The sequence below is a fragment of the Profundibacter sp. genome, assembly GCF_965277155.1.
Taxonomy (GTDB): domain Bacteria; phylum Pseudomonadota; class Alphaproteobacteria; order Rhodobacterales; family Rhodobacteraceae; genus Profundibacter.
The window spans coordinates 250,799-263,494 of the sequence record NZ_CBDIBV010000004.1; the positions used below are offsets into that span (position 1 = coordinate 250,799).

The window sequence follows — 12,696 nt, forward strand, 5'->3', positions numbered from 1 at the left end:
GACCCGCAGGGGCGCAAGGTGGGCGGCCGAAATCTTGCTTCAACCGAAAGCCATGGCCTCATGCAGAGGTCTTTTGAAGATACTATCCCAGCAAACCCGCTTCAAAGGATTTTAGGCACAACGCTGCGGCCTTGTACTGATGATCCTGTTTCGCAAGTTCTGGAAACAAAGTAAGGATTTCATCCCGAGATTTGTCATCCAGCCCACGCATCGCGGCCTGCCCGGGCAAGAAGCTTTCACTGGGCACCCCTTGCGAAAAAAGAGCTATGCCCAAAAGTTGGTGACGCAGTAATCAGGCGGCATGTTTTTCCTGCTTGATCCCGTCCTTAAATTCAACCCCTTCGATGATTTCCGGCAATCGGAATGCGCCGTCGAGTTTACGCCATTTCTTCTTTGCCGACATCATCAGGCGGAAGGTCATTGCCAAGGCGGTCTTGCGCCCGAGGCAGCCTTTGGTCTTCTTCGTTCGGTGCCGCACGGTGGCAAATATGCTTTCGATGGGGTTGGATGTGCGGATGTGTTTCCAGTGCTCGGCAGGGAAGTCGTAGAAGGTCAGCAGCACGTCCCGGTCCTTGGTCAGCTTCCCCACGGCACGCTCGTATTTCACGCCATAGGCTTCGATGAAGAAATTGAACGCGGCCTCGGCGTCCCGTTTGTTCTCGGCCATCCAGATGTCCTGTAGATGGCCCTTGGCTTTGGCTTGCAGCGACTTCGGCATGGCATTCAGGACGTTGCCGGTTTTATGCACCCAGCAGCGCTGCTCCCGGGTCTCACCGAACACCTCCCGCAAGGCGTTCCAGAAGCCGAGCGCGCCATCACCAACGGCCAGATCAGGGGCTTTTCTGAGGCCACGACGTTGCAAGTCCAGCAGCAGTTCACGCCAGCTCTGGCTGCTTTCTCGATACCCGTCCACGAGGCCCAGAACATCCTTGTTACCCCACTCGTCCGCGCCGATGATCACCAGCATGCATTGCTTGTCAGCATCCGTGCGCGGCTTGAAATAAACCCCGTCGGCCCAGAAATACACATAGCGTTTGGCCGACAGGTCACGCCGGTTCCAACGCTCGTATTCTGCCCACCACTCCGCCTTCAGGCGCGAAATCGTGCTCGATGTCAAACCACCCGCATCAGGCCCCAGAAGGGCCGCCAGTGCTTCGCCGAAATCACCCGTGGAAATACCTTTGAGATAGAGCCAGGGCAACAACTCCTCGACCGACTTTGCCCGGCGCAGATACGGCGGCAGAAGCGTCGAGGTGAACCTGATCTTCTCCGCCCCCGTGCCACGATCACGCACCCGAGGCACATTCACCGGGACAGGGCCGATCCCCGTCATCACCTCGCGCTCCGGCAGGTATCCGTGGCGAACAAGGCGCTGGCGACCGGCCGAATCCCTCAAATGCGCGTGTTGCGCCATCAGATCACAAACCTCGGCCTCGACCGCCTGTGCCAACAGATCCCGCGCGCCTTTGCGCAAGATATCCGTCAGCGGATCAGGTGAAATTCCGGCTGGATCGGTAAACTCCAAAATAGTATCGTCTTCCATGTGGCATATCCTTTTCTCTCTGAGAATCGCGGCGCGTCAACACCGCCATGATATGCCACCCAATCACCCCATCACCAACTTTCGGGCATTACTCGCGAAAAAACGATTTCGTGCTGATCAAACATAAAGTGGTAATATGTGACGTCTCCACCTATACGCCGGTATACCTGATCCCCGTCCAGCATATGCTTGGCTGAAATCAATACTTGTTCCTGACCAAACAGCATTTCAGTACGCGAATCCGATACCAGCATCCGGTGCTCGGGCGAAACTTCCAGAATATCAGAGTTCCCGATCGCCCCTTTTGAAAACACAATCGGCGCCATGTTTCCGGTCGCGGGAACTGTCCTTGCTGCTATCTGTCAATGAGCATTTAAAACTGACCCGGTTTCGGCATTTAAATTTGCCCCCCCCTTTGTGGCGCAAAGCCCCCAGTCGGGCCGCCTTCATGTAGCGAGTCCGTCTGGGGGCTTTGCTTGCGGAACGGCTAGTTTTTTCTACGGCGTTTACTCTGGGCGAACCGGTATGAGGTATTGCCGGTTTCGATGATGTTGCAGTGATGAGTGACGCGATCCAGAAGGGCGGTTGTCATCTTGGCATCCCCGAAGACCGAGACCCATTCACCGAACTCAAGGTTGGTTGTGATGATGATGCTGGTCTTCTCGTAGAGCTTGCTGATCAGATGGAAGAGCAACGCGCCACCGGATTTGGGAAACGGGATGTAGCCCAGCTCGTCGATGATGACGCAGTCCAAAGCCGAGAGCTGCCGGATGATCTTCCCTGCATTGCCGTCGGCCTGTTCCTTGATCAGGGCGTTGATCAGATCGACGGCGTTGAAGAAGCGCGCCTTCTTGCCGTTGTTGATCAGCGTCGTTCCCAGCGCGATGGCGATGTGGGTTTTGCCCGTGCCGGTTCCGCCCACCAGGATGAGGTTATGGGCCTCCTCTGTGAACTGGCCGGTGCAGAATGGTTCGATCTGGGCCTGGGTGAGGGCGGCGGCGCTGTAATCGAAGGTGGCGAAGTCCTTGTGATGGGGGAACTTCGCAACCCTCATTTGATACTGGATGGAGCGCACCCGGCGCTCTACAGTCTCGGCGTCGATCAGTTGCCTTATCGCTGTGGTCAGACTTGGCGGCTTGCGCGCGGACAGCAGATCATGGGCGCAAGCTGCCATTCCATGCAACCTGAGGGCTGTCAGTTGGTCGATCAAGGCATTCATACGGCAACCTCCTCAGCCGAGCACAGGGTCTCATAGCGTTTGCAATCGGCTTCGGGCCGCAAGGTCAGCTGCGGATAAGCGCAGGCATCGCTGAGCGGTGTGATGACCGGTTCCACCAACTGGTTGATCAGATTGATGATGGCGGGCAGCCGCAGGGTGTTTTGTGCCACCGCCAGATTGCAGGCCGTCTCGACCACCTCGATCCCGTGATCCTGTGCCAGCAGGAGCAGGTCGACGAACTCCCGATCCCCGCCTTTACCAGCCATGTAATGTTCCCTGATCCGATGCATGGCCTCGGGCAGTTCCCAGCCCACAAAGGGGGCGCCATTGCGCAGGGCACCAGGCTTGCGGTCCAGCAGGGGAACGTAATGCCAGGGCTCGAAATAGCTGATATTGCGGGTAAAATGACGCCTGTGCTCGGCAATCACATCCTGACCGGAGACCACCACGATCCGGCCGGCATAGGCGCGTAGCGACACATGATGCCCGGCAAAGCGGGAGGGCACGCTGTAGCGATTGCTGGCATATTGAACCAGGCAGGTGGAGCGGACACGGACGGTCTTTTCCACGTAGCCGTCGAAGGCCCGACCCAGGGGGCGCAGTTCGGCGCGCTCGTCTTCGAACACTTCGGTAATCGTGCGATCCTGCTGCTCGGGATGGGGACGCTCTGCCAGATCTTCGCAACGCAGACGCAGCCACGCGTTCAGCGCCTCGAGATCATCAAAGGCCGGTTCGGGAACGAACAACCGGCCCCGCAAGAACTGGACCTGGTTCTCGACCTGTCCCTTCTCCCAGCCCGCAGCGGGCGTGCAGGCCACCGGCTCCATCACATAGTGGTTCATCAAGGCCAGGAACCGGGGATGGAATATCCGCTCCTTCGAGCGCGAAACGTAGGTCACCATGGTCTTGGGGTTGTCGATGATCACCCTGCGCGGAACGCCTCCGTAAAAGGACAGCGCCTGCACGAAAGCATCCAGCACCATCTCCTGGGCTTCACCGGGATAGGCAATCACGAAAGGCTTGCGGCTGTGACACAGGCGGAAATGAGCGACCTTCACCTTCTGCTCGACACCACCCAGTACGACCCGTTCTTCGCTCCAGTCAAATTGCAGCGCGTCACCCGCCGCAAAATGCAGCGGGATAAACGCATCTCCCGAACAGGCCCCGGCGCGCTTCAACTCACGAACAAAACGCTGAACCGGCGAATAGGACCCGGTATAGCCCTCTGCCACAAGCTGCTCGTATAGCTTCTGGGCCGTCCGCCGCTCCCGGCGTGGTCGCCTCGAGTCCTGATCAAACAGTTCCTGCAGCCGAAGATCAAACCCATTGCACAGTTTGTGCCGAACTGGCGGCGCATGGCGCTGGTAGCTCGGCGGATTCTCGTCCTTCAAATACTTCTTGATCGTGTTCCGCGACAGTCCCGTCGCCCGCGCCACAGACCGGATGCTGCGCCCTTCAACCAGCACCCAGCGCCGGATCTTCGATACGCTTTCCATCAATATCACCTGCTCTTTCCTCCGCACAATTTTGCGCGGATGTTAACGAAACAGGTGGGTCAATTTTACTCGCTCATAACCCACCCAAGTGGGTCAGTTTTGCACGCCGATTCACACTGCTATCCAACGAATGGGTTGAAACCCGTGGTCCTGTGTTTTCACCATGTCGCCAACCCGCAGATTTTCGACAGCAACCTGCCCCTGGGCTGTTTCTATCAGGCTGCCTTTGACAAAACAGGCAAAGTAATCGGAATACTGGTTGTTTTGTGTGTATGACGTGCGTTCGGTATTAAAGGTATAGACCGTGCCCGGAACCAGCTCGACGGTTGAAGCAATACCATGCACCGCCCCCTGCTCATAACCGTCTCCGCCAAAATGCATTGATGTGATTTTATGACCAGTGGCAGTGTTGATCAAATCATAAGCAGAGTGGATGCTTGTCCCCGCAGAATAACTTGTGCCATCCAGATTAATACTATTGGTCAGGACTTGAGAGCCGTCAATCTCGTCAAAAACGGCTTCGTCGTCGGTTATTTCAATTATTGTCGGCGTCGCACCCGGTTTCAACTCAAGCGTGAAGGGCGCTGAGCCACTTGCTGCCCCGCCGGATTCATTGGGGGGTGGATTTACAAAATCTGACGGGCTGTAAACATATAAAAAAGACCTCTGCATGAGGCCATGGCTTTCGGTTGAAGCAAGATTTCGGCCGCCCACCTTGCGCCCCTGCGGGTCCGGCGGACAGACGGGTGGCGGGGTTTGGGGCTATGCGATTGCGGGGGTTTGCGGGTTGAGGGTGATCCTGTTTGCGGCCTTGAGCAGGTTTTGCGCGATGGCGGCCATGACCATCTGGGCATGCACCCTGGCGCGCCCGAAATATCTCGCCCGCTGCAGGCCGAAGAGGCGTTTCATCGTGCCGAAAGTCTGCTCGATGCGGAAGCGGCGTTTCGAAATCAGCCGGTTGAAGCGTTTCTCCGATTGCCGCAGGGGGCGGCCGCGCGCTGCCTTGCGCAGGATGCCGTCGCGGTATTTGCCGCGCAGCATCTGGCGGTTGGCCTTGCTCGCATAGGCCTTGTCGGCCAGCACCCGCTGCGCCTTTGCGCCCGCGATCATGGTGGCGAATTCGGGGCTTTCGGCGGCATTGGCGGGCGTGGTGTGCACCTTGTCGATAAAGCCCTCTTCGTCGCAGCGGGCAAAGCCCTTGTAGCCGAGCGTGCTCTTGCGGCCCTTCTTGACCCAGCGGGCATCAGGGTCGGCGCTGAAATGCAGCTGTGCCCCGTCGGGTGAGACCTCGGGCGGATCATCCGGCGTCCCTTCCCTTGCCCCGTCCTCTGCCCGGTCCTGCGGGGCGTCGATATGGGTGCGCGGGCGCGCCGCCGCCGCGATCAGGGTCGCATCAATGATCGCCGCCTCAGCCTCTTTCAGCTTCAGCCCATGCGCCTCGATCTGGCGGCAGACCTCGGCCAGCAGCTCATCGTAAACGCCACCCCGGACCAGCGCATTGCGGAACCGGCAGTGGGTCGTCTCATCCGGCACCGACGCGTGCAGATCGAGCCCGCAGAACAGCATGAAATCCAGCCGCACCTTCAAGGCCCGCTCCAGCTTCGGGTCGCTCAGCCCGTGCCACTGGCCAACCAGAAGACACTTGAACAGAACCAGCGGATCATAGCCCTGAGGCCCGATCCCCGAGCGCCCCAGACCGCGCCGCAGGATCGGCAAAAACGAGTTCCAATCCATCAGCGCGTCGATCTTCGACAGAACGTCATCCGCGCCGATCCGTGCCGCCGCTTCGTGCAGGAAAAGGTCCATCTATTCACCCCAGAGATTTCCCGGCTAGCTTACCAAAACGGCCAACCCGGGGGAATCCCGATGTTATGCAGAGGTCTTTAAAAAGTAACTCATTACACCTATACTCACTATCTTACGCTTGAACCATTACACTCGGCTAGAGGTGGTCCCACTTTTTTGACCAGTCAGCAGCCAGTTTAAGATGGATCAGGGTTTCATTTAGGCTGCCAAACTCATTGGTTTTGTTTTTCTGTCATAGGCTTCATCCGGGGTCAATATTCCGTGGGTGGAATGCGGGCGCTCGGTGTTGTAGTAAGCCAACCATTTCCCGATCCCGGCGCGGGTCTGCGAACCCGTTTCAAATGCGTTGAGGTAAATGCATTCGTATTTCAAGGATCGCCAAAGCCGCTCGATCATCCGGTTATCGACCCAGCGACCTTTGCCATCCATCGAGATTTTCACGTCGGCTTCTTTCAGCGCCTGCGTCCATTCAAACCCGGTGAACTGGCTGCCCTGGTCGCTGTTCATGATATCGGGCTTGCCGTATTTGGCCATAGCCTCTTTCAGGGCTTCAACGCAAAAATCTGCCTCCATGCTGTTTGACAATCTCCAGCTCAAAACCTTGCGGCTGTGCCAGTCCATGATCGCGACCAAATAGAGGAACCCGCGCTGCATCGGAATGTAGGTGATATCTACGCACCACACATGGTTTGGACGATCAATCGTCAGGTCTCGCAGCAGATACGGGTAGATCTTATGCTGCGGATGTTTCTTGCTCGTGTTGGGCGTCTGGTAGATCGGAACCAACCGCATCAGCCGCATCAAACGGCGGACCCTGTGGCGACCACACTTGTAACCTTGGCGCTGCATGTGCCGGGCCATTTGCCGTGATCCATACCACGGCGTCTGCAAGAATTGCTTGTCGATTATTGTCATGAACCGCAAATTTTCAGCACTTTCGCCTTTTGGCTGGTAATACAGGTTCGAGCGCGCCAGAGAAAGTAGCCCGCATTGTCGTCGCACACTCAGATCATGCTCACGGCTCACCATTTTTTGCCTCGCTTCCCGAGCAACTGTTGCGAGGCGTTGGCTAAAAAATCCCGTTCCACGACCAGCTGACCAATCTTGGAGTGCAGCTTCTCAATCTGGGCTTCATCAACCCGATCAGGATCACGGCCCCGTCTGGAAAATGCCGTGGCCATGTTTTCAATCGCTGCTCGTTTCCATGTGCCAATCTGGGTTGGATGCACACCATACTTCTTCGACAGCTCCGCCATCGTCATTTCCTCGCGGATTGCTTCAAGCGCAACGCGGGCTTTGAATTCGGGAGAATGGTTCTTTCGTTTCGTCATTTTGAATCGTCTTTCTCATAAGTCGATCCACCTTAACAACTGGTCCGAATTTCCGCGACCACCTCTGCTTGATCTTTTCTTTAACATTCTGCTGTGCCAAGAACAAGTATCGGCGGCAAGACAACCCTGCCGCGTAACAAGCCGAACCAACAATCAACCGCCTGATATTCCAGTGGATTCACAGGCTTTCCATGGACCAAGGAATGACGAATGTCCTCTGACAACACGCAAAAGATTTACCTGAAAGATTACACTCCCCCCGCTTATCTGGTGGACACGGTGCATCTGACCTTCAAACTGTCGCCCAAATCCACCCGCGTGATATCGAAAATCCGCTTTATACCCAATCCGGCCAACGACAGCCGCGAATTTTTCCTGCATGGCGAACATCTGACCCTGATCCGCGCCGCGATCGATGGGCAGGACTGGAAGCCCCATGTCACCGACAAGGGCCTGGCCGTGCAAGCGCCCGACGCCCCCTTCACATGGGAGGCCGAGGTCGAAATCAACCCGCAGGACAACACCGCGCTTGAAGGGCTTTATATGTCAAACGGCATGTATTGCACCCAATGCGAGGCCGAGGGCTTTCGCCGCATCACCTATTACCCCGACCGCCCTGATGTGATGGCCACCTTCAGCGTGCGGATCGAAGGTGATCTGCCGGTGCTATTGTCCAACGGCAACCCCACCGCCAGTGGCGATGGCTGGGCCGAATGGCACGATCCGTGGCCCAAGCCATCCTACCTGTTTGCGCTGGTAGCCGGGGACTTGCGCAACCACCCCGACACATTCACCACCAGATCGGGCCGCAAGGTGGATCTGAACATCTGGGTGCGGCCTGACGACATCGACAAATGCGCCTTTGGCATGGAAGCGCTGAAAAAGTCGATGAAGTGGGACGAAGATGTTTACGGGCGCGAATATGATCTGGACCTGTTCAACATCGTTGCGGTGGATGATTTCAACATGGGGGCAATGGAAAACAAGGGGCTGAATATCTTCAATTCGTCCTGCGTGCTGGCCAGCCCCGAAACCGCAACGGATGCCAATTTCGAGCGGATCGAGGCAATCATTGCGCATGAATATTTCCACAACTGGACCGGCAACCGCATCACCTGCCGCGACTGGTTCCAGCTGTGTCTAAAAGAGGGTCTGACGGTGTTTCGCGATCAATCCTTCACCGGCGATATGCGCGGCCACGGGGTGAAACGGATCAACGATGTGCTTGCCCTGCGCGGGCGGCAATTCAGCGAAGACCAAGGCCCGCTGGCCCATCCCGTACGCCCCGACAGTTTCGTTGAAATCAACAACTTCTACACCGCAACCATCTATGAAAAAGGCGCCGAGGTAGTGCGGATGCTGAAACGGCTGGTGGGTGATAAGGCCTACGGGCAGGCGCTGGATCTGTATTTTGAACGCCATGACGGGCAGGCCGTGACAATCGAGGATTGGCTGAAGGTGTTCGAGGATACCACCGGCCGCGATCTGACACAGTTCAAGCGCTGGTATTCACAGGCCGGCACGCCGGTTCTGACGGTGACAGATGACTATAAGGACGGTACCTACACCCTTCATTTTAAACAAGAAACCCCACCTACACCGGGGCAGGATGCAAAACAGCCCCAAGTGCTGCCTATTGCGATTGGTCTGCTGGGGCCGAATGGCGATGAGGTGCAGGAAACCGTGGTGCTGGAGATGACAAAGGCCGAGCAGAGTTTCAGCTTTGACGGGCTGTCGGCCAAACCTGTGCCTTCAATCCTGCGCGGCTTTTCCGCCCCTGTGGTGCTGCGCCGTGATACCGACAACGAAGAACGCGCCTTCCTGCTGGCCCATGACACCGATGCCTTTAACAAATGGGAGGCAGGGCGCGATCTGGCCAAGGACAGCCTGTTACGCATGGTCACGGACGGGGCCGCGTCCGATACCGGATACCTGAAGGCGCTGGCCCATGTGTTACGCGACAACACAGTTGATCCGGCCTATCGCGCCCTGCTGATGCGCACCCCATCACAAGACGACATTGCAAAAACCCTGTTTGAAACCGGCCACACGCCGGATCCGATGCGCATCTATCGCGCGGCGGAAACCATGGCGCAGGCCAAGGCGCAGGAATTGCAGGATCTGCTGCCGCGCCTTTACGCCGAAATGCACACCCCTGCCCCTTATTCGTCCGATCCCGAACCCGCAGGCAAACGCACTCTGCAAGGGGCAGTTTTGGCATTGATAACACGGCAAGACGGCGGAGATCAGGCGCGGGCGCAATATGGTGCGGCTAACAATATGACCCAGCAATTCGGTGCCCTGGCTTGCTTGCTGGAGGCCGAAACTGGCGCGAATGAACTGGCCGCCTTTTACGATCAATGGGCGCATGACCGTCTGGTAATCGACAAATGGTTCGGGCTTCAGGTGGCTGTGGCTGCCCCCGAAAAAGCGGCCGCAATTGCCGACGCCCTGACCCGTCACCCCGATTTCGACATGAAAAACCCGAACCGTTTCCGCGCCGTATTCGGGGCCTTGGCAATGAACGCGGCAGGATTTCACGATCCCTCCGGCGCATCCTACAGGTTACTGGCCGACTGGCTGATCAGACTGGACCCCGTGAACCCGCAAACCACGGCCCGCATGATCACCGCCTACCAAAGCTGGCGACGGTATGACGAGGGGCGGCAAACCCTGATGCGGGCCGAACTGGAGCGGATCAGGAACACCCCCGATCTGTCCGGCGACACCACGGAAATGGTGCAGCGGATACTGGAGGGCTGATATGGCGGATCGAAAGGTCGTTTTGATCACGGGCGGAAGTGCAGGCATCGGTGCGGCCGTGGCGCGGATGGCGGCCAAGCAAGGGTTTGACGTGGCGCTGACCTACCGGACCGGACAAGCGGCGGCACAGACCGTGGCAGAGGATGTGCGGGCCGGTGGGCAGCGTTGTGAAATATACTGTTGCGATGTAGCCGATCCTGCGCAGATTGACGCAATGTTTGCCGCTTTTGACAAGGATTTCCACCATCTGGACGCGCTGGTGAACAACGCTGGCATCGTCGATGTAAAGGCGCGTGTGGATGAAATCGACCACGCCCGCCTGCGCCGCATCTTTGATGTCAACGTAATCGGGGCCTTTCTGGTGGCGGGGCAGGCCGTGCGCCGGATGTCCACGAAATACGGTGGCAAAGGCGGGGTTATCGTCAACATGTCCTCGATCGCGGCCAAACTGGGCGCGGGCAAGCAATATGTCGATTACGCCGCCACCAAAGGCGCGATCGACACGATGACCATCGGACTTGCGCAGGAGGTCGCAAAAGAGGGCATCCGAGTGGTCGGCATCCGCCCGGGCATCATCGACACGGAAATTCACGCCAAGGGCGGCGAGCCGGAACGCGGCAAGCGGATGGAAGGCTGGATTCCGATGAAACGCATGGGCACAGCCGAAGAGATTGCCGAAGCTGCCCTTTGGCTGATCTCGGACAAGGCCTCCTATGTCACCGGCAGCACGCTGGATGTATCTGGCGGGCGTTAGGATTCTTTTGGCGTATGGGCATCGCCCCACTTATAGAGCGCTTCCAGAACCGGCCCAAAGGCCCGGCCTTTTTCGGTCAGGTAATACTCGGCCCGCGGCGGGTGGGTTGAATACATCTGCCGTTTGACCATCTGTGCCTGCTCCAGCTTTTTCAGGCGCGCCGAAAGCGTGTTTGGACTGACCCCCAGCAGTTCCTCGAAATCCCGAAAACGGCGCGGTTCCTGAAAAAAAAGCTCGCGCAGGATCAGCAGTGACCATTGATCACCTATAATTCTGGAAGCCCGCGTTATCGGGCAAATATTTCGATCAACCGCTTTCATGTCCAAACCTTATCAAACTAATTTCCAGATGTGAATTGACTCCTTATTCAATAGATACTACTTATATGATAGCTTTTAGAAATCAAAGGAACCTGCCAATGTTTGACCTATTTCTGGATTTTTTCATGGTAGTGTCGCGAGTTTGGTGGAAATTCGAGGACGGCGTAATCTCCGGGTGCATCGAAGCCACCCAACCGGCGGCTGGAACCGCCAAGGAGATCACGCCATGACAAAGAATACAGCAACATCGACATCCGCGCTACTGGCCAATGAAGCAGGCTATGACCCGATTGAAGACCGGCTGCGCCAGAACATCCGCGCGACGATCGAGGCGGTTTTCGAAGAGGAGCTGGAGCAGTTTCTGGGCCGTTGCCGGTATGGCCGCAGCGGCGGGGCAAAGGCCGGATACCGCCACGGGCATCGCGAGCGGCAACTGGTCGGAACATTTGGAACCGAAACGGTGCGCGTGCCGCGTGCGCGGATCACAGGCGAGGCCGGCAAGGCCAGAGAATGGCGCTCGAAGGCATTGCCCCGCTACCAGCGGCTGACGAAGAAGGCCGAGGCGCTGATCGCTGCTGTCTACCTTTCGGGCACCAACACACGGCGGGTAAAACGCGCCCTGTTCGGCCTGTTTCAGGGGGCGGTCAGCAAGGATGTGGTGAGCCGCGCCTGGCGCAAGGTGAAGGTGGACTGGCAGGCGTGGTGCGCCCGCAGCCTTGCGGATGAAGACATCGTGCGGCTGATCCTGGACGGCACCGTGATCAAAACGCGGATTGACAGGAAGGCCACCAATATCTCGGTTCTGGCCGCGATTGGCGTGCGCCGGGATGGGCAGAAGGTCTTGTTATCACTGATGAACATGGGCGGCGAAAGCACCTCCGCCTGGCGTCAGTTCATCAACGATCTGGATGCGCGCGGGTTGAAACGGCCCGAATTTGTCATCGTGGACGGGGCACCGGGACTTGAGGTCGCTCTCATTGCCCTCTGGGGTGAAGATCTGCCGATCCAGAGGTGCACGGTGCACAAGCACCGCAACCTTCTGGCCAAGGCACCCAAGCGTATGCATGATGAGTTGACAGAAGATTACCGCGACATGATCTACGCCAAAACACCCGAGGAAATCGCCACCCGCCGCAAGGCATTTCTGCGAAAATGGCGGCTGAAATGCAAGGCCGTCGCTGACAGCTTGGAAGAAGCAGGAGATAAGCTTTTCACCTTCACGCGTCTGCCACAAGGCCAGTGGAAATCGGCCAGAACGACAAATGCGATCGAACGCCTGAACGAGGAATTCCGCCGCCGCATCAAGACCCAGACCGTGCTGCCATGCGCCGAGACCGTGCCGATGCTGCTTTGGGCTCTGATGGCCTCGGGGCAGATCGTCATGCGAAAGGTCGATGGCTGGGAAACGCTCGCTCAGCCCGTCGCCGACGCAACCCTTGACCAAGCCGCCTGACCGGCGCATAA

At 57.7% G+C, this 12,696-nt stretch carries 11 protein-coding genes; 3 read left to right on the forward strand and 8 right to left on the reverse strand.

Annotated elements, in window-relative coordinates; translation table 11 throughout:
* Positions 1 to 292: 292 nt before the first annotated feature.
* From ACQY4M_RS03230 to ACQY4M_RS03260, 7 genes are all read right to left on the reverse strand, one after another.
* Complete coding sequence (locus tag ACQY4M_RS03230) at positions 293 to 1,543, reverse strand: IS256 family transposase (protein WP_428539230.1); 1,251 nt, start codon at positions 1,541 to 1,543, stop codon at positions 293 to 295.
* Between the two features lie 71 nt (positions 1,544 to 1,614).
* Positions 1,615 to 1,902 (reverse strand): Hint domain-containing protein, encoded by a 288-nt coding sequence (locus tag ACQY4M_RS03235; RefSeq protein WP_428541107.1) that lies wholly within the window; start codon positions 1,900 to 1,902, stop codon positions 1,615 to 1,617.
* A gap of 128 nt (positions 1,903 to 2,030) precedes the next feature.
* A complete protein-coding gene (istB, locus tag ACQY4M_RS03240; protein ID WP_428539322.1) occupies positions 2,031 to 2,762 on the reverse strand; it encodes an IS21-like element helper ATPase IstB in 732 nt (243 codons plus the stop codon).
* Positions 2,759 to 4,258: an IS21 family transposase gene (gene istA, locus ACQY4M_RS03245; protein ID WP_428539289.1), complete on the reverse strand. Its 1,500-nt coding sequence runs from the start codon at positions 4,256 to 4,258 to the stop codon at positions 2,759 to 2,761. Before istA ends, istB begins: the two co-directional genes overlap by 4 nt.
* Positions 4,259 to 4,369: 111 nt before the next feature.
* On the reverse strand, positions 4,370 to 4,972 hold the full coding sequence (locus tag ACQY4M_RS03250) for a Hint domain-containing protein (RefSeq protein ID WP_428540754.1): 603 nt from the start codon (positions 4,970 to 4,972) through the stop codon (positions 4,370 to 4,372).
* 48 nt (positions 4,973 to 5,020) lie between these two features.
* On the reverse strand, positions 5,021 to 6,064 hold the full coding sequence (locus ACQY4M_RS03255) for an IS5 family transposase (RefSeq protein WP_428539221.1): 1,044 nt from the start codon (positions 6,062 to 6,064) through the stop codon (positions 5,021 to 5,023).
* A 198-nt stretch (positions 6,065 to 6,262) separates the two neighbouring features.
* A protein-coding gene (locus ACQY4M_RS03260) for an IS3 family transposase (protein WP_428539245.1) occupies positions 6,263 to 7,395 on the reverse strand; the annotation gives its coding sequence in 2 pieces (ribosomal slippage) (positions 6,263 to 7,143 and positions 7,143 to 7,395; 1,134 coding nt in all).
* 210 nt (positions 7,396 to 7,605) lie between these two features.
* Here ACQY4M_RS03260 and pepN point away from each other — a divergent pair.
* Positions 7,606 to 10,158 (forward strand): aminopeptidase N, encoded by a 2,553-nt coding sequence (gene pepN / locus ACQY4M_RS03265; protein WP_428540757.1) that lies wholly within the window; start codon positions 7,606 to 7,608, stop codon positions 10,156 to 10,158.
* Position 10,159: 1 nt separating this feature from the next.
* Complete coding sequence (locus tag ACQY4M_RS03270; protein ID WP_428540760.1) at positions 10,160 to 10,912, forward strand: SDR family oxidoreductase; 753 nt, start codon at positions 10,160 to 10,162, stop codon at positions 10,910 to 10,912.
* On the opposite strand, the gene ACQY4M_RS03275 is transcribed toward ACQY4M_RS03270, so the two are convergent.
* Positions 10,909 to 11,232: a winged helix-turn-helix transcriptional regulator gene (locus tag ACQY4M_RS03275; RefSeq protein WP_428540763.1), complete on the reverse strand. Its 324-nt coding sequence runs from the start codon at positions 11,230 to 11,232 to the stop codon at positions 10,909 to 10,911. The two genes, ACQY4M_RS03270 and ACQY4M_RS03275, sit on opposite strands and share 4 nt — an antisense overlap.
* Before the next feature lie 226 nt (positions 11,233 to 11,458).
* Between ACQY4M_RS03275 and ACQY4M_RS03280 the strand changes: the two genes are divergently transcribed.
* Entirely contained in the window at positions 11,459 to 12,685 is a 1,227-nt protein-coding gene (locus tag ACQY4M_RS03280; RefSeq protein WP_428539582.1) for an IS256 family transposase, read from the forward strand.
* Positions 12,686 to 12,696 lie beyond the last annotated feature (11 nt).

Bases quoted from the DNA above. Each gene is read 5' to 3' on its own strand.
- pepN (WP_428540757.1), top strand. From the start codon at position 7,606: ATGTCCTCTGACAACACGCAAAAGATTTACCTGAAAGATTACACTCCC.
- ACQY4M_RS03270 (WP_428540760.1), top strand. From the start codon at position 10,160: ATGGCGGATCGAAAGGTCGTTTTGATCACGGGCGGAAGTGCAGGCATC.
- ACQY4M_RS03230 (WP_428539230.1), bottom strand. From the start codon at position 1,543: ATGGAAGACGATACTATTTTGGAGTTTACCGATCCAGCCGGAATTTCA.
- istA (WP_428539289.1), bottom strand. From the start codon at position 4,258: ATGGAAAGCGTATCGAAGATCCGGCGCTGGGTGCTGGTTGAAGGGCGC.
- ACQY4M_RS03275 (WP_428540763.1), bottom strand. From the start codon at position 11,232: ATGAAAGCGGTTGATCGAAATATTTGCCCGATAACGCGGGCTTCCAGA.
- istB (WP_428539322.1), bottom strand. From the start codon at position 2,762: ATGAATGCCTTGATCGACCAACTGACAGCCCTCAGGTTGCATGGAATG.
- ACQY4M_RS03280 (WP_428539582.1), top strand. From the start codon at position 11,459: ATGACAAAGAATACAGCAACATCGACATCCGCGCTACTGGCCAATGAA.
- ACQY4M_RS03255 (WP_428539221.1), bottom strand. From the start codon at position 6,064: ATGGACCTTTTCCTGCACGAAGCGGCGGCACGGATCGGCGCGGATGAC.